Here is a 15,011-nt window from a genome sequence, read left to right on the forward strand (position 1 = left end):
AATATCAAGATTTTTTTTATTTCAAAGGTTTAATTCCTTTCCATGATACGTGGTCTTTATGAAATTCAAAGGAACATGGAATAGTTATCATTCCTGCAATTAAAGATTCTCTAAAAAGACTGCCGTATAAGGGATCCGCATCATCTCCAGGGGCAAAAAAACAAGCGTCTTTTCTCGTAATACAAGGCACTAAAATACTTTTACTTTCAGGAATCAGTTCTTTTAATTCCATGAGGTGTTTTTGACCTCTTTTCGTTACTGTATCTGGGAATAGAGCTACATTTTCTTTAATCCAAGTCGTATTTTTAACCTCTATGTAAATGTTACGTTTATCAGGATTTGAAGATTTTGGGGTTAAAAAAAAGTCAATTCTGCTTTTTTTATCTTTTCCATAAGGTACTTCAGATTTAATTGTCTCTATTTCACCTAATATTTCTATAAGCAGATTTTTCTCAATAACTTTTTTGATTAAATTGTTTGCAAATAGAGTATTAATACCTACCCAGACTTCCTCATTTTTTGCATTTAAAGCACATATCTGTTCCCAAGTAAAAGGTAATTTTCTTTTTGGAGAAGTAGAAACACTTATTCTTACTTTTGCTCCCTCACTCAAAAGTCCCTTCATTGGGCCAGTGTTAGCGCAATGAGCAGTTACTACCTTTCCACTCTCTAATTTAATATCTGCAAGAAACCTTTTATACCTCTTAATTAAAACTCCTTCAATTAATGGATCAAAATCAATTATCCGATCATTCATAAATATGTCGTTAGTTAGAAATCAAATATAATTGAAACTTAAACTTATTGAACAATTTAAACGAATCCAAATGCATTCATTTTTAAAAAATAATGTTTTTTCAATTTCGTTTGGTACTAGTCTAAGTAAATTAGTTGGATGTATAAGACAAATATTAATAGCTGCTGCTTTTGGGGTTGGTGTAACATACGACGCGTTTAATTATGCATATATAATTCCTGGTTTTTTGATAATAATCATTGGGGGCATTAATGGTCCATTGCATAACGCAGTTGTTGCAGTTTTAACTCCGCTTAACAAAAAAAATGGAGGGACTGTTTTAACTCAAGTAAGCATAAAACTTTTAATATTATTATCAATTTTAGCCATATGCATTTACTCGAATTCCAGTTTATTAATTGATTTATTAGCCCCGAATTTAAGTTACGAAGCTAAATCTATTGCCACTTCCCAATTACAAATACTTACACCTTGCATCCCTTTATCCGGCTTCATAGGTTTAAGCTTTGGCGCCTTAAATTCCCAAAGAAAATTCTTTTTATCAAGTATAAGTCCTGCAATAACTAGCTTAACTATTATTTTTTTTATTTTATTTAGTTGGATTTTCAAACAAGAAAATACATCTTCTAATTTCTTGACTTACACGGGATTACTGGCATTTGCAACTTTGACAGGAACTTTAATTCAGTTTGTTGTTCAAATTTGGGGAATAAATAGAATTGGTCTCTTGAGATTAAAGTCAACCTTCAATTTATTTAAAGATGAAGAGAGGAGGATTTTCAAACTAATTATTCCAGCATCTATCTCATCAGGCCTAAGTCAAATTAATGTTTTTATAGATATGTTTTTCGCTTCAACTTTTCAAGGCGCAGCATCTGGACTAGCTTATGGAAACTTTCTTATACAAGCTCCTTTAGGCATATTATCTAACTCCTTAATTCTGCCATTACTTCCAAAATTCTCTAAATTAAGAAGTGAAAAGAATGAAAGAGGTCTCCAAAAAAGATTGATATCTGGGATAGAGTTCTGTTTCTTGACAGCAATTTTTTTAACCGGATTTTTCATAACATTTAATAATCAAATCGTACAATTAGTTTTTCAAAGAGGATCTTTTGATTATTCAGCAACTTTAAAAGTAAAGAATATATTAATTGCTTATGCAATTGGCATACCCTTTTATGTTTATAGAGATTTATTAGTAAGAACTTACTACTCAATAGAAAAAACAAACTTCCCTTTTAAGTCTTCATTTGCAGGAATAATATTTAATATTTTTTTTGATTGGTTTTTAATTGGTGCCCCAATTAAGAATTTTGGAAATCTTTCTCCTTATAATTTCGGAGTCGAGGGAATAATTTTATCTTCAGTAATAGTCAACTTTATAGTTTGTATTTTTCTTTCTTTCAATCTGCGTAATGAAAATATCATTTTGCCTAACATGGAATTATTGAGGAAAATTAGCCTCATGTCATTAGCAGCATTTATAGACAGCACACTTTGTTTTACTATTCTCCAAACTACTAATAAATTCAATTCAATTCTCGCGGAATTTTTATTATTAATATTTGGAACTCTAACTTTTTTTGTGATTTATTTTTTACTTACAAAATGCTTAAAAGTAAATAAATTTAAAGTTTCAAAAAAAGAGATTTAGTTTTTAAAAAAACTTTCCAAAATCTCCTCTAATTCTAAGATTTGTGAGTTAGTTATTAATTTAATCAGTGGAATACTATTAACACCATCACCTACTTTTACATTTATTGCTTTCAAACTTAATTTTGCGGCCTCCAATGGGCCTTGATCTTTATTGCTGATACATTCAATAGCAAGGTGCCTAGCCAGGCCAGCGTCTCCAAGATACAAATTCCACTTTTCTATTTTAATAAAAACCTTTTCGGAAATAACATTTTCTAGATCACTTATACGTATCTGAGAGTCCATAAAATATAAATTGATTTAAGTTGATTGTTTTGAAGTATCTTTAGGTTTTTTTATAATTACGAAAAGTAAATGGGAGGCCAAGAGAATTGACCAGATAGTTGCAAAGTTATTAAAGTAGCCGATTTCATATTTAATCTCTTTTAAAAGCCAAGTGCCACTTACAATCGCAGTAAATATCATGCAGTGAATAACAAAATTTACTATTCGAGAAAAATGTTTATAGATAGGATCTTCTAAATCACCATTTCCGTACCACTTAATAGGCATATTAATAATTAGAATGTTAATAATAGACATTTTACCCGAAATCTAGTTGACTAAGAGACCCTGAAACAGAGATATTACATAATTATGCGCCTGTAGCTCAGTGGATTAGAGCACCTGACTACGGATCAGGGTGTCGGGAGTTCGAATCTCTCCAGGCGCGTTTAAAATTCTGAAATATTCTTTTTATATTTTTCTAAAAAATATCGTCTATATTATGGGTATTACTTATCAAATTCAATGAATATCCTTCAAAATCTTAAAGAAAGTGATCCAGTAATATCTAATCTTATTAACTCTGAAAAAAATAGGCAGGAAACTCATCTCGAGTTAATCGCAAGCGAAAATTTCGCATCAATTGCCGTTATGCAGGCTCAAGGTTCCGTCCTTACAAATAAATACGCCGAAGGATTACCTCAAAAAAGATATTACGGGGGGTGTGAATTTGTTGATGAAATCGAAGAATTAGCTATTCAGAGAGCGAAAAAATTATTTAATGCAAATTGGGCTAATGTTCAACCCCATAGTGGAGCACAGGCAAATGCTGCTGTTTTCCTAAGTCTACTTAAACCAGGCGACACAATCATGGGGATGGATTTATCTCATGGTGGACACCTAACTCATGGGTCTCCAGTAAATATGAGTGGTAAGTGGTTCAATGCAGTTCACTATGGAGTAAATAAAAAGACTAGTGAATTAAATTTTGATGAAATAAGAAAAATAGCACTTGAAACAAAACCAAAATTGATCATATGCGGATATTCTGCTTATCCAAGAACAATCAATTTTGAATCATTTAGAAATATTGCAGATGAAGTTGGTGCTTTCTTAATGGCTGATATTGCACATATTGCCGGTCTTGTAGCAAGTAAACTTCACCCAAATCCAATACCTTATTGTGATGTAGTAACTACAACTACTCATAAAACATTAAGAGGGCCTAGAGGGGGACTTATCTTATGTAAAGATGAAGAATTTGGAAAGAAATTTGATAAATCTGTTTTCCCTGGAACTCAGGGTGGGCCCCTCGAACATATAATTGCCGCTAAAGCAGTTGCATTTGGAGAAGCCTTGCAGCCAGATTTCGTTAATTATTCCCAACAAGTAATAAAAAATGCAAAAGTTCTAGCTTCAACATTAATAAATAGAGGTATCAATATCGTGAGTGGAGGCACTGATAACCATATTGTTTTACTCGATTTAAGAAGTATCAATATGACAGGAAAAATTGCTGACTTGCTTGTAAGTGAAGTGAATATCACTGCAAATAAAAATACTGTTCCATTTGACCCTGAATCACCTTTTGTAACCAGCGGACTAAGGCTGGGAACTGCTGCTTTAACTACTAGAGGCTTTAATGAGAATGCTTTTGCTGAAGTTGGCGAAATTATTGCTGATAGATTACTTAACCCAGACGATTCACTAATTGAAAGTCAATGTAAAGAAAGAGTATTAACCTTATGTAATCGTTTTCCTCTATATGCAGGAAAACTTGAAGCATCAATTAAATGAGTCCTAACTCCAAAGGTGTTGAAATTCTCTCTATTGGAACAGAGCTACTCTTAGGAAATATTATAAATACAAATGCTCAATGGATTTCTGAACAATTATCTCAATTAGGCTTAAATCACTTTAGGCAATCAACTATAGGTGATAATTGTGATCGAATTATAAAAATAATTCAAGAAATATCAAAAAGAAGTAATCTTCTAATTACTACTGGAGGCTTAGGACCCACCCCAGATGACTTAACTACTGAAGCAATAGCCAAATCTTTTAATGTAACTCTTTTTGAAAGACCGCACTTATGGGATGAAATTAAACAAAAACTGTCCAACTCGAAACTCCAGGACGATTCATCTAGCTTAAGGAAACAATGTCTCTTCCCAAAAAATGCTCAAATAATTAATAACCCTAGGGGCACTGCCCCAGGAATGATATGGGAGCCAATAATAGGATTTACTATTCTTACTTTCCCTGGAGTACCAAGTGAAATGAAAACTATGTGGGAAGAGACGGCGTTTGATTTCATTAAAACCAAATTCTCAGATAATTATTCCTTTTATTCAAATACTCTTAAATTTGCAGGTATTGGAGAATCTAGTGTTGCAGAAAAAATTAATGATCTATTAAATCTTAAAAACCCTACCGTTGCTCCATATGCAAACTTAGGAGAGGTTAAACTAAGAATCACAGCGCGAGCAAAGAATCATCTAGAAGCAAAAAATATAATTAAACCTGTAAAAGAAAAATTAAAAAAAGACTTTTCGAAATTTATTTTTGGAGAGGATAATGATACTCTTCCTAGAGTTTTAATAAAAGAATTAACCGCGAGGAACCAAAATATTGTTTTTGCTGAATCCTGTACCGGAGGCCTTCTATCTTCATCACTAACATCAATATCAGGCTCATCTCAAGTTTTTAAAGGTAGTATAGTTTCTTACAGTAATGAGCTAAAAAATTCATTATTAAATATTTCTGAAGAGAAGCTTACAAAATATGGAGCTGTTTCTGAAGAAGTTTGTGAGTCCATGGCAATTAATGTAAGAGAGAAATTAGGAGCAGATTGGGCAATAGCAATTAGTGGAATTGCTGGTCCTAAAGGAGGTAGTGAAGAAAAACCAGTTGGACTTGTCTATATATCAATTTCTGGACCGAATAATCATATAACTAATATAAAAAAACTATTTAACTCAACCCGGAATAGAGTAGAAATTCAAACACTAAGTGTAAATGTGTGTTTGAACAGCCTCAGATTAATCCTATTATCGAATAGTAAGTAACTATTTTTACAAATTGAGTCAAAATACCTTATTTGATAAAGTTTGGGATTTACACAAAGTTTCAAGACTTCCAGGTGGATCTGATCAAATATTTATTGGTCTTCACCTTATTCATGAAGTTACAAGTCCTCAAGCATTTGGTGCTTTAAAAGACAAAAACTTAAAAGTTAAATTCCCTGATAGAACTGTTGCTACCGTTGATCATATTGTGCCAACAGACAATCAGAGTAGGCCTTTCAAAGATAATCTCGCTGAACAGATGCTTGAAACACTGGAGAAGAATTGCTTAGAGCATAAAATAAGATTGTTTAATATTGGTAGTGGTAATCAAGGAATAGTTCATGTAGTAGCCCCAGAATTAGGGCTTACACAGCCAGGGATGACAATTGCTTGTGGAGATTCTCATACTTCAACTCATGGAGCTTTTGGGTCAATTGCTTTTGGGATAGGGACAAGCCAAGTAAGAGACGTTCTTGCTACCCAAACCATAGCCATGAACAAATTGAAAGTAAGGCAGATTTGGTGTGAGAATAAATTAACCCTAGGGGTTTATGCTAAGGATTTAGTACTGCATATTATTAATAAACTCGGTGTAAAGGCAGGGGTGGGTTATGCATATGAGTTCGCAGGCCCTGCGATCCATGCATTATCAATGGAAGAAAGGATGACGATATGCAATATGTCTATTGAAGGAGGAGCAAGATGCGGCTACATAAACCCTGATGAAAAGACCTTTAGTTACATAAAAAATAAATTACATGCACCAAAAAAAGATGATTGGGAAAAAGCGCTCAAATGGTGGAAATCATTAAACAGCGATGAAGATTCAATTTATGATGATGTAATTAAAGTAGATGCTTCTAAAATAGAACCAACCGTTACTTGGGGGATTACTCCAGGCCAAAGTATAGGCATTAATCAACAAATTCCTCTTTTAGATGAAATGTCTTCAAATGATAAATTAATTGCTGAAGAGGCTTTTGAATATATGAGTTTCAAGCCAGGACAATCAATAAAAGATGTTCCGGTAGATGTTTGTTTTATAGGCAGTTGTACAAATGGACGAATCAGTGACTTGAGAATTGCAGCTAAAGTATTAAAAGACAAAAAAATATCCAAGAATGTAAAAGCGTTTGTAGTGCCCGGTTCAGAAAAAGTGGCAAATGAAGCAAAACAAGAAGGTCTTGATCAGATATTTAAGGACTCTGGATTTCAATGGAGAGAACCAGGCTGCTCAATGTGTTTAGCAATGAATTCAGATAAGCTGATAGGTAATCAAGTTAGTGCTAGTTCTAGTAATAGAAATTTTAAGGGCAGACAAGGGTCTCCAAGCGGAAGAACTCTACTCATGAGTCCAGCAATGGTTGCTGCTGCTGCGATTAATGGCAAAGTCAGTGACGTTAGAGAATTTACCTACTAATGAAATACGACTTTACCCCACCAATTGGAAAAATTACACAAATAAACGGGCAATGTATCTCCCTGCATGGTAACGATATTGATACAGATCGAATAATTCCGGCGCGTTTCTTGAAGTGTGTTAACTTTGATTCATTGGGTAAATCTGTTTTTGAGGACGATAGAGAAACTTTAAAGGGAAATCATCCGTTCGATCTGGAGGAAAATAAAAATGCCACCATACTAATTGTTAATAGCAATTTTGGATGTGGTTCTAGCAGAGAACATGCCCCCCAAGCACTTATAAGATGGGGCATAAAAGCAATCATAGGTGAGAGTTTCGCCGATATTTTTTATAGTAATTGTATTGCAATAGGAATTCCTTGTTTTACACTGCCTAAAAAGTCAATACAAGAAATTCAAAAATATAACGATAATAAATTTTTATTCTTAGAAATTGATCTGAAAAACTCCTTAGCAAAATCAAAAGATTTAAATTTAAATCTTGAGATTAAAGAAAGCTCAAGGAAAATGTTTTTATCAGGAGAATGGGATGCTACTTCAACACTGCTAAAAAATGAACATCTAATTGAAAATAAATTTAAAGATTTACCATATTTAAAATTCAATTCTCATTTCACATAACTATCTAAAGCCAAATAACTCGAAAGAAATTCCTCCTGATTGATTATGAGGTTTATAAAAAATACCAAATTCATAAGATCTTCTTTTCCAATTTAAGGAGATTTTAGTATCTATAAATTCACCATAATCATCTGAACCATCTGTAAAGTCTAAAGTCCCAATACTTCTTATTATGAATGGACCATATAGGTGTTGATCAAAAGCAATATTTAGGGTGAATTTCTCATAATTATGGTCAAATTTAAAAACACTCTCTCCACTATCAAATTTATAAAAAGGAAAAAGACTTATAAGAGTATAGTCAAAGGTTTTATTTTTAAAATTACCCAATGTTAATTCTGGGCCTATACCTAAACCTAAATATTCTTGATGAGCACCATTTTCATAGAAAGAAAATGATGCTTCTAATTTTGTATTAAGACTTAAGCCTCTAGTGATTGGTTCCGGAGTATACCTATATGAGATATCAATATATTTATTTTCAGGATATTGAACGCTAATTGGAAATTTCTGCTCCAGAGAATAAAACAAGTTTCCTTTCAGATTAGTTAGTAACTTATTTGTATCTAAAGCTTCTGCAGTTAAATTAGCCAAACCTAAAGATAAAGTTTCAGTTTTTTTAATCTCATTAACAAACCAAGTATTTTCTTTTTCTAATCGTGAGCCATAACCTGAGTAAATTTCCGCTTGACCTAAAGAACCATTCCAAATCTTTTCTCTATAAATTCCATAATAGGTTTTATCCCATGTTGAATCAAAGAAATTAATTTCTCTACTTAATTGAGTTTTTAATCTAAATGCATCTGAAAATTTATTAAAATCAAACGAATTTAAGTTTTTATCTATTTTTAAATCCCATTTATTTATTCCTCCTTTTATCTGGGAATTTAGAGCAAAATAATCTTCAAAACTGATATTTCTTTTAACCTTATTTGAAGTTATTGAATCGCCCTTCTTTACAAAACTTTTTGTGTAACCTTTTAATGAGCGTTGGATTAGAAATTGCGGCTCTAAATTAAGTACAAAATCATCAGATATATCTATGGAGTTAAATTTTCTACCTATAAAATAGCCATCCTTATCCAAATTCTCATATCCAAAGTTCCATCTATTATCAATTTCAGAATCATTAAGATCCAAAGCTCTATCACCTATCCAAAAAGGGATTGATAATTTTTCTTCAAGAATCAAGTAATTTATTGATGAATTAAATCGTAATTCTTCAGGAGAAGAAGTAATTTCTAAGGAATTAATTGCTAATTTTACTTGTTTTGATTCAAGTAAATCATTACTAAATAAAGCCTTCTTACTTTTCCATTTGTTCCCATCTATAGTCATTTTATCTGTAAAAAACAACCAATTCTCAACTTGACTTGGAGTATTAAATACTTCCTTTTTATTCAATTCAAGTAAACTTTCTAACTTTTTAGAATCTGATTCGCTGAAATTTGAAGATAAGTCATCAATCAAGGTTTTGGAATTAATAGCACCTTTGACATTTAATAGATAACCTTTTTCACTAATAAAACTGTACTCTAATTTTGAAACTTTAAAGAGTTGATTACCTAATACAAAGACTATATTTCCAGTAGCATCAATTTTTTTATTTGACTTATCATATATTAAATTATCAGCTCTAAGAAGTTTGCCTCCAAAAGAAACGGATACATTACCCTCTGCATAAATAACGTCATTTATTTCAGATTGTTTATCGGATTGGATTACTAACTCTTGTTGGTTTTTGGCTTTAGCGACTAAGAATGGATAAAAATTTTTCTTCAATAAATTTTCTGAGAAAATTTTACGTTTAAAACTTTCTGAAGTACTTGATAAGATTTTTTTGTTAAGAGTATTTTGCCAAAAAAATTTGGTATTTTGATTTTTGATATTTTTATTAATTTTTGCAAAATCAGCTGATTTTGATGGTTGTAGGAAATTAATAAAGAGAAAAGAGAAAAATATTATCTTTTTTGAAATTCCAGAAATCAATTTAAAAATTTAATTAAGAGATTAATCTTGAGGACTTTCAAGGTCTTTTCTGTTTGGAGTTCTTGTTGGGTCACTTGCTAAAAATCCGAAAAGAAATATTCCAACAAAGAAAAAAACAATTGTGTATACAGAGATTTTTAAGGCGAGCATGGAATTACTAGTGCTTACAGATTTATATCCTATTAAATTTATAGTTAAACCATGGTTAATTGTTTACTTTTTGTATTTTTGGAAAATTTTGAAATACTTTAAGAGAGATTAATCGTCATGGTCATCCCAAGGATCAGTAAGTTTTGCAGCTTTAGGTCCAAATGCAGTCCAAAGACCAAAACCCGTTAAAGCTAGAAGTAATGCCAGAATTGTTACTGCTATGGAAACTGCAGGATCTGGAGCAGATGATAAAGTTTGCATCAATTTTGCTATGTTTGTAAACAATTTATATATAAGTTCTTATACAATAACGAAATAATTTTCAATTTTGTGAATTCAAATGGGTCAAAAAACAGCCTTAGGCAGTCTTCTAAAAGCAATTGGCAATTCAGGTCAAGGTAAAGTGGTACCTGGTTGGGGTGCAGTTCCTATAATGACTGTCATAGGGCTACTGCTACTTGTTTTTTTAGTTATTCTTCTACAAATTTATAACCAATCCTTACTACTACAAGGTTTTTCAGTAGATTGGAACGGAAACTAGTTTTCTAACATTTCCTCAAAAAGCTATTTGGTTCGTATGAATATTGCTGAATAGCTTTTTAAAATTTCTTGTTTTTATTAATTAGTTATAGTTTACATATATATATAATTCTCAATAATAATGAGATTTAGAAAATAAACCATGAAAGAAATATTTTTAATTGGTCTTGGAAACCCAGGCAAAAAATATTTAAACAATAGACATAATATAGGTTTTTTACTGCTTAAACATTTTTCGAAAAAATATAACTCAAATTTTTTATTAAAGGATAAACTAAAAAGTTCCTGCTCAGAATTTCAAATCAATGATTCTAACTTCAGGTTATTTTTACCAAATACGTTTATGAATAATAGTGGTGATGCTGTCCGAGCAATAATTGATTGGTACAAAATAAATTTAGATCAGATTTTAATAATTGTCGATGATAAAGATCTTCCCCTTGGAAAAATAAGATTTAGAAGGAAAGGAAGCTCAGGTGGACATAACGGTCTGAAAAGCATCATCGAACAATTTCAGACACAAAACTTTAAAAGAATAAGAATTGGTATTGGGTCACCTCCTCTGATAAAAGGAAAAAATAATTTCAATACAATTTCACATGTATTAGGAAATATTTCTCTAGAAGAAAAATCGATATTGGATAAAGTATATAAGAAAGTAATAGATTCCCTTGAACAAATTGATAGTAAAAAAGAAGAATTTATAATTAATGAATTAAATTCTTTTGACAAAGACCAACTTTGAGAAATGCGTTCAAAACCTGAAACCATTGCCAATGTAAGTGTTAAGGAATATTGCTTCTCAAAAAAGCAAATTCAGGGGGTTGTGGAAGCTAGTCAATTTAAATGGACTTTTACATGGTCCTTTAATAAAGGTCAATTAAAAGTAAATCCACCTCTGGGAAGAGCATTAATTGAGGATGCCTTATTGAGATTCTTATTGAAAAAAGATTATGAACTAGAAACAGGACATGAATATAAGTTCACTATTTCAGCCAAGTTTTAATATCAATAGTTTGATTCAAAGTAAACTTCGTTTTACAATAATCTTCTAAAATTATCAAAGCTGATATCGCATCAAGGTTTTTATTGAGGATAAAAACCTCTCTAGGAATTAAAAACTGCAGACCATTAATTGGAAAAAGTTCGAAATATCTTGCTTTAGCCCTGTAGGTGGTATTTTTTTCCTCAAAAGTTATTATTTCTTTTTTAAAAAAATATAGTTTTTCTATAATTTCTCTACTTGTAGTACCATTGCCAATAATAATTTTTGATATGTTCTCAGCGGCAATTAAATTTCTAACATAATCACCTAGCAATTCACTTTTAAGAATAATCGCTTTGTAAACTTTTTTTTCACTTATTTCAGCTAATATTAAACCGCATTTACTTTTCCCGGGATCAATAGTTATAACTCTAGACATTTAAGATAAAATCTTTAAAATATTGATTTCAACAACAATGGGTTCTACAGTTTTACTATCTCTTAGAGATACTACTTCTAACTTAAATTTGATATTTTGATTTTCTTGAAGAAAGTCTCTAATTTTTTTTACAAAATTTCCATTAGTTTTAATTTCACTAACTTGTGATCCTTTCGACTTAATTTCATCCCTTGTTTCTCTAAGCAATGATTTAATTTTTAAATTGATGGATTTAAGGTTTAAATCACCTTCTCCCAAAATTGAACTTGTAATAACATCCCCTTTTTTGACTATAAATTTATTCTCTAATAGATCAGGAGATACAAAAACATAATTATCACCTTTTAAAACATTTGTTGCTGATTTGATTAGTAAAATCCAGTTACCACTCTTAGCAGCTGTTGTCTGAATTTTTGTAATATCACTAGGTCTCCATAAAAGAATATTTTTTGCTTCTTTATTATTTGGAGTAACAATTTTTCTTACAAATTTATCAGCTTCATTGTAGATTTTTGTAAAATCTAATCTTACATTTGAGCTAGAATTTATTTCAGCAACAAATAAAGTTTGTCCTCTTTTGATAACAATATTTCCTCTCCTAAATTCGGTAATACTATTTTTTAATTGATTTAACTGTTTTTCTTTTTGAATAATTTTACCTTCAAGTTCCTTTTGTTCTGCCTGTAAAGGGATTAAAGCCTTTTTACTCTCATCTAAAGTTTTTTGCAAAAAAGGAATATCAACAAAAAGCCTTTGTCTGAATTCTTCACTTACTAAAATCAATAACCCTATTGATATTGAACTAATAAACCCTCCAGTAATAATAGTTATTATAGTTGCTGTTTTTTTCGGTCTTAATTTTAAGATACTAAATCTTGCTTTACCAATCTTTGTTCCAAGAATGTCCCCAAATGGTGCAATTAATCCCCCTAGTAATATTAAAAAAACAATTAAAATCCAAGCCACACTTCTGCATATACTCTACTTATCATAATTTATGATGAATCAATTAAATCTTTTTGCAAGAGCAATTGGATCGAACACTGTGATCTTTTTTCTTTCAATATTAAGAAGCCCTGAATCCTTTAAATCTCCCAATAATCTTGTAATGGTTACTCTTGTAGAACCAATAGCTTCAGCAATTGCCTGATGTGAAAGCCTTAAATCTATCGTAATACCTTTTTCACTTGCAACTCCAAAGTCTCTACAAAGGACCATTAAAAAACTTACTAAACGAGAAGACATATCTCTATGTGTGAGAGTTTCTATCATAGTTTCAGTTTGAAGGATCCTACTTGAAAGCCCCTGTAAAAGTAAAAGTCCTACTGATGCATCTTCCTCTATAGCTCTTAAAACAGAATTTGCAGGTGCTGTTATCATTTCAACTCTTGTAAATGCTATTGCATGGTAAAAACGATCGGATCTATGGCCTGTTAGAAGAGATAAAACACCAAAGAGACTATTTTCTCTTAAAAGAGCCACAGTTATTTCTTCACCTGACTCATAAACTCTTGAAAGTCTTACTGCTCCTCTTCTTATAAGATAAACCCTTTCAGCAGGGTCTCCAGGAAAGAATATTGTTTTAGACCTCTCAACCATTTCTGTGCTTGCACCATCTAGACCTCTAATAACTTCCATTAAAGTTCTATTGATTGGAAAACGTTCTCCAACAGAGTTAATTTTACTTTGTCCGGAATGTTGCGAACTAAAGCGGTTGAATCCTCTTGAAGCAGGTATCATAAATATCTTAATTATTAAAAAATTTAAGGAGGCACCTTGAAATATCTTGTATCAACAGTAACAATTTTCAATTCTTATCAGAATATCGACAAGCTTTTTCCCGTCAGTTTCAAATTACTTGACTCTTTTTTAAGTAAAATTACACTATATGCAGCGTCATTAGATTCTAATTATACTGCATGTAGAAAGAATCTAAATAATGGTAATTAGCTCATCCAATATTTATTCCAAAAATAATCTAGATGTTGTAAAAACAAATACTGCTAACAAAAATAACGTAAAAAAATTTTCACAAAACGGACAAATTCAAATCTATCAATCTTCTCATAGAGGAAGCTACACATCTATTATTAGAGACTCTCTGAGAAATGCTGCTCTTGGTAGGAAAGTGCTACTAATACAATTTATGAAAGGAGGAGTCAAACAAGGAGTTGATAATGCAGTAAAGCTATGCGGTAATTTAACCTGGGTAAGATCATCACATTCCTTTGATCAGTATAATTCTGAAGCAATTGTAAATAATAAAAATTTAAAAAAATCTATTCATGAATCTACTATTGAATTATGGAATTTTTGTAAAAAAGAACTACAGTCTGGAGAGAATGACCAAATAATACTTGATGAAATTTTTTTAGCTATTGACATGAAAATTATCGATAAAGATGATTTGATTTCAACACTTGAAAACCGATTTATATCGGGAGATGTAATCCTTACTGGTACAGAGATACCCAAAAATTTATTATTAATGGCTAACCAAATTACCGAACTTCGCTCATAAAACAATGTTAAAAAATGATCTCTGGATAAATCAAAAAGCTTCGGAAGGTATGATACAACCCTTTCAATCAAATTTGGTGAGACATCTTGAGCCTGACAATAAACAAAAGCCAGTTTTGAGTTACGGATGTTCATCTTATGGCTATGATTTAAGACTTTCATCAAAAGAATTCCTAATTTTCAGACATATCCCTGGGACTGTAATGAACCCCAAAAATTTTAATCCCAATAATCTAGAGAAAACTGTTCTTCACCATGATAATGATGGAGACTTTTTTATTCTTCCTGCTCACTCCTATGGTTTAGGAGTTGCTCTAGAAAAGATGAAAGTGCCAGAAAATATAACTGTAATCTGTATAGGCAAAAGTACTTACGCACGGCTTGGGATTATTGTTAATACAACTCCCGCAGAGGCAGGGTGGGAAGGTCATCTGACTTTAGAGTTTAGTAATAGTTCAGGTGCAGATTGCAGAATATATGCTGAAGAGGGTATTTGCCAATTACTCTTTTTTGAAGGCGATCCATGCTCCACAACTTATGAAGATAGAAGAGGTAAATATCAAAACCAACCAGAAAAAGTAACTCTTGCAAAGATCTAAA

19 protein-coding genes and 1 tRNA gene are annotated in these 15,011 nt (G+C 31.4%); 11 read left to right on the forward strand and 9 right to left on the reverse strand.

Features of this window, described 5'->3' with window-relative positions:
• Positions 1–16 precede the first annotated feature (16 nt).
• Positions 17–757, reverse strand: a complete 741-nt coding sequence (gene sfsA / locus EV02_RS04235) for a DNA/RNA nuclease SfsA (RefSeq protein WP_032519639.1) — start codon at positions 755–757, stop codon at positions 17–19.
• Positions 758–827: 70 nt separating this feature from the next.
• Between sfsA and murJ the strand changes: the two genes are divergently transcribed.
• The gene (gene murJ / locus EV02_RS04230) at positions 828–2,411 is read left to right on the forward strand and encodes a murein biosynthesis integral membrane protein MurJ (protein ID WP_032520468.1); all 1,584 of its coding nucleotides are present in this window, start codon (positions 828–830) and stop codon (positions 2,409–2,411) included.
• Here murJ and EV02_RS04225 read toward each other — a convergent pair.
• The gene (locus EV02_RS04225; protein WP_032519640.1) at positions 2,408–2,698 is read right to left on the reverse strand and encodes a DUF3181 family protein; all 291 of its coding nucleotides are present in this window, start codon (positions 2,696–2,698) and stop codon (positions 2,408–2,410) included. The two genes, murJ and EV02_RS04225, sit on opposite strands and share 4 nt — an antisense overlap.
• Positions 2,699–2,713: 15 nt before the next feature.
• A complete protein-coding gene (locus tag EV02_RS04220) occupies positions 2,714–2,965 on the reverse strand; it encodes a hypothetical protein (RefSeq protein ID WP_032519641.1) in 252 nt (83 codons plus the stop codon).
• Positions 2,966–3,051: 86 nt separating this feature from the next.
• Between EV02_RS04220 and EV02_RS04215 the strand changes: the two genes are divergently transcribed.
• The 5 genes from EV02_RS04215 (at position 3,052) to leuD (ending at position 7,788) form a co-directional block, all read left to right on the forward strand.
• Positions 3,052–3,125: transfer RNA gene (locus EV02_RS04215), tRNA-Arg, on the forward strand.
• A 77-nt stretch (positions 3,126–3,202) separates the two neighbouring features.
• Positions 3,203–4,474 carry a serine hydroxymethyltransferase gene (glyA, locus tag EV02_RS04210; RefSeq protein WP_032519642.1) on the forward strand — a complete coding sequence of 424 codons (1,272 nt, stop codon included), beginning with the start codon at positions 3,203–3,205 and terminating at the stop codon, positions 4,472–4,474.
• Positions 4,471–5,745: a competence/damage-inducible protein A gene (locus tag EV02_RS04205; RefSeq protein ID WP_032519643.1), complete on the forward strand. Its 1,275-nt coding sequence runs from the start codon at positions 4,471–4,473 to the stop codon at positions 5,743–5,745. Before glyA ends, EV02_RS04205 begins: the two co-directional genes overlap by 4 nt.
• Positions 5,746–5,758: 13 nt before the next feature.
• Positions 5,759–7,165, forward strand: coding sequence for a 3-isopropylmalate dehydratase large subunit (gene leuC, locus EV02_RS04200; protein ID WP_032519644.1), 1,407 nt, complete (start codon positions 5,759–5,761; stop codon positions 7,163–7,165).
• Positions 7,165–7,788, forward strand: coding sequence for a 3-isopropylmalate dehydratase small subunit (gene leuD, locus EV02_RS0108770; protein ID WP_032519645.1), 624 nt, complete (start codon positions 7,165–7,167; stop codon positions 7,786–7,788). Before leuC ends, leuD begins: the two co-directional genes overlap by 1 nt.
• On the opposite strand, the gene EV02_RS04195 is transcribed toward leuD, so the two are convergent.
• The 3 genes from EV02_RS04195 to psbN form a co-directional block, all read right to left on the reverse strand.
• Complete coding sequence (locus EV02_RS04195; protein WP_241433709.1) at positions 7,789–9,570, reverse strand: DUF3769 domain-containing protein; 1,782 nt, start codon at positions 9,568–9,570, stop codon at positions 7,789–7,791.
• A gap of 228 nt (positions 9,571–9,798) precedes the next feature.
• Positions 9,799–9,927, reverse strand: coding sequence for a photosystem II reaction center protein I (locus tag EV02_RS04190; protein ID WP_002805124.1), 129 nt, complete (start codon positions 9,925–9,927; stop codon positions 9,799–9,801).
• A gap of 108 nt (positions 9,928–10,035) precedes the next feature.
• Positions 10,036–10,188, reverse strand: coding sequence for a photosystem II reaction center protein PsbN (psbN, locus tag EV02_RS04185; protein ID WP_011817745.1), 153 nt, complete (start codon positions 10,186–10,188; stop codon positions 10,036–10,038).
• Positions 10,189–10,267: 79 nt separating this feature from the next.
• Between psbN and psbH the strand changes: the two genes are divergently transcribed.
• From psbH to EV02_RS0108775, 3 genes are all read left to right on the forward strand, one after another.
• Entirely contained in the window at positions 10,268–10,468 is a 201-nt protein-coding gene (psbH, locus tag EV02_RS04180) for a photosystem II reaction center phosphoprotein PsbH (RefSeq protein ID WP_032519647.1), read from the forward strand.
• A 141-nt stretch (positions 10,469–10,609) separates the two neighbouring features.
• Entirely contained in the window at positions 10,610–11,212 is a 603-nt protein-coding gene (pth, locus tag EV02_RS04175) for an aminoacyl-tRNA hydrolase (RefSeq protein ID WP_032519648.1), read from the forward strand.
• A gap of 3 nt (positions 11,213–11,215) precedes the next feature.
• On the forward strand, positions 11,216–11,473 hold the full coding sequence (locus tag EV02_RS0108775) for a DUF3146 family protein (RefSeq protein ID WP_032519649.1): 258 nt from the start codon (positions 11,216–11,218) through the stop codon (positions 11,471–11,473).
• On the opposite strand, the gene EV02_RS04170 is transcribed toward EV02_RS0108775, so the two are convergent.
• From EV02_RS04170 to ntcA, 3 genes are read right to left on the reverse strand one after another with little or no spacing between them, the layout of a single operon-like run.
• On the reverse strand, positions 11,454–11,891 hold the full coding sequence (locus EV02_RS04170; protein ID WP_032519650.1) for a hypothetical protein: 438 nt from the start codon (positions 11,889–11,891) through the stop codon (positions 11,454–11,456). The two genes, EV02_RS0108775 and EV02_RS04170, sit on opposite strands and share 20 nt — an antisense overlap.
• Positions 11,892–12,857 carry a DUF3084 domain-containing protein gene (locus EV02_RS04165; RefSeq protein ID WP_032519651.1) on the reverse strand — a complete coding sequence of 322 codons (966 nt, stop codon included), beginning with the start codon at positions 12,855–12,857 and terminating at the stop codon, positions 11,892–11,894.
• A gap of 39 nt (positions 12,858–12,896) precedes the next feature.
• On the reverse strand, positions 12,897–13,631 hold the full coding sequence (gene ntcA, locus EV02_RS04160) for a global nitrogen regulator NtcA (RefSeq protein ID WP_032519653.1): 735 nt from the start codon (positions 13,629–13,631) through the stop codon (positions 12,897–12,899).
• A 199-nt stretch (positions 13,632–13,830) separates the two neighbouring features.
• Between ntcA and EV02_RS04155 the strand changes: the two genes are divergently transcribed.
• Both EV02_RS04155 and dcd read left to right on the forward strand, forming a co-directional pair.
• Positions 13,831–14,412 carry a cob(I)yrinic acid a,c-diamide adenosyltransferase gene (locus EV02_RS04155; protein ID WP_032519654.1) on the forward strand — a complete coding sequence of 194 codons (582 nt, stop codon included), beginning with the start codon at positions 13,831–13,833 and terminating at the stop codon, positions 14,410–14,412.
• Positions 14,413–14,416: 4 nt separating this feature from the next.
• On the forward strand, positions 14,417–15,010 hold the full coding sequence (gene dcd / locus EV02_RS04150) for a dCTP deaminase (RefSeq protein WP_032519655.1): 594 nt from the start codon (positions 14,417–14,419) through the stop codon (positions 15,008–15,010).
• The last annotated feature ends 1 nt before the right edge of the window (position 15,011 follow it).

Source organism: Prochlorococcus marinus str. SB (genome assembly GCF_000760115.1).
GTDB classification, from domain to species: domain Bacteria; phylum Cyanobacteriota; class Cyanobacteriia; order PCC-6307; family Cyanobiaceae; genus Prochlorococcus_A; species Prochlorococcus_A marinus_D.

Bases quoted from the DNA above. Each gene is read 5' to 3' on its own strand.
- ntcA (WP_032519653.1), bottom strand. From the start codon at position 13,631: ATGATACCTGCTTCAAGAGGATTCAACCGCTTTAGTTCGCAACATTCC.
- EV02_RS04220 (WP_032519641.1), bottom strand. From the start codon at position 2,965: ATGCCTATTAAGTGGTACGGAAATGGTGATTTAGAAGATCCTATCTAT.
- EV02_RS04205 (WP_032519643.1), top strand. From the start codon at position 4,471: ATGAGTCCTAACTCCAAAGGTGTTGAAATTCTCTCTATTGGAACAGAG.
- glyA (WP_032519642.1), top strand. From the start codon at position 3,203: ATGAATATCCTTCAAAATCTTAAAGAAAGTGATCCAGTAATATCTAAT.
- EV02_RS0108775 (WP_032519649.1), top strand. From the start codon at position 11,216: ATGCGTTCAAAACCTGAAACCATTGCCAATGTAAGTGTTAAGGAATAT.
- EV02_RS04190 (WP_002805124.1), bottom strand. From the start codon at position 9,927: ATGCTCGCCTTAAAAATCTCTGTATACACAATTGTTTTTTTCTTTGTT.
- leuD (WP_032519645.1), top strand. From the start codon at position 7,165: ATGAAATACGACTTTACCCCACCAATTGGAAAAATTACACAAATAAAC.
- pth (WP_032519648.1), top strand. From the start codon at position 10,610: ATGAAAGAAATATTTTTAATTGGTCTTGGAAACCCAGGCAAAAAATAT.
- psbN (WP_011817745.1), bottom strand. From the start codon at position 10,188: ATGCAAACTTTATCATCTGCTCCAGATCCTGCAGTTTCCATAGCAGTA.
- dcd (WP_032519655.1), top strand. From the start codon at position 14,417: ATGTTAAAAAATGATCTCTGGATAAATCAAAAAGCTTCGGAAGGTATG.
- psbH (WP_032519647.1), top strand. From the start codon at position 10,268: ATGGGTCAAAAAACAGCCTTAGGCAGTCTTCTAAAAGCAATTGGCAAT.
- EV02_RS04155 (WP_032519654.1), top strand. From the start codon at position 13,831: ATGGTAATTAGCTCATCCAATATTTATTCCAAAAATAATCTAGATGTT.
- EV02_RS04225 (WP_032519640.1), bottom strand. From the start codon at position 2,698: ATGGACTCTCAGATACGTATAAGTGATCTAGAAAATGTTATTTCCGAA.
- EV02_RS04170 (WP_032519650.1), bottom strand. From the start codon at position 11,891: ATGTCTAGAGTTATAACTATTGATCCCGGGAAAAGTAAATGCGGTTTA.
- murJ (WP_032520468.1), top strand. From the start codon at position 828: ATGCATTCATTTTTAAAAAATAATGTTTTTTCAATTTCGTTTGGTACT.
- sfsA (WP_032519639.1), bottom strand. From the start codon at position 757: ATGAATGATCGGATAATTGATTTTGATCCATTAATTGAAGGAGTTTTA.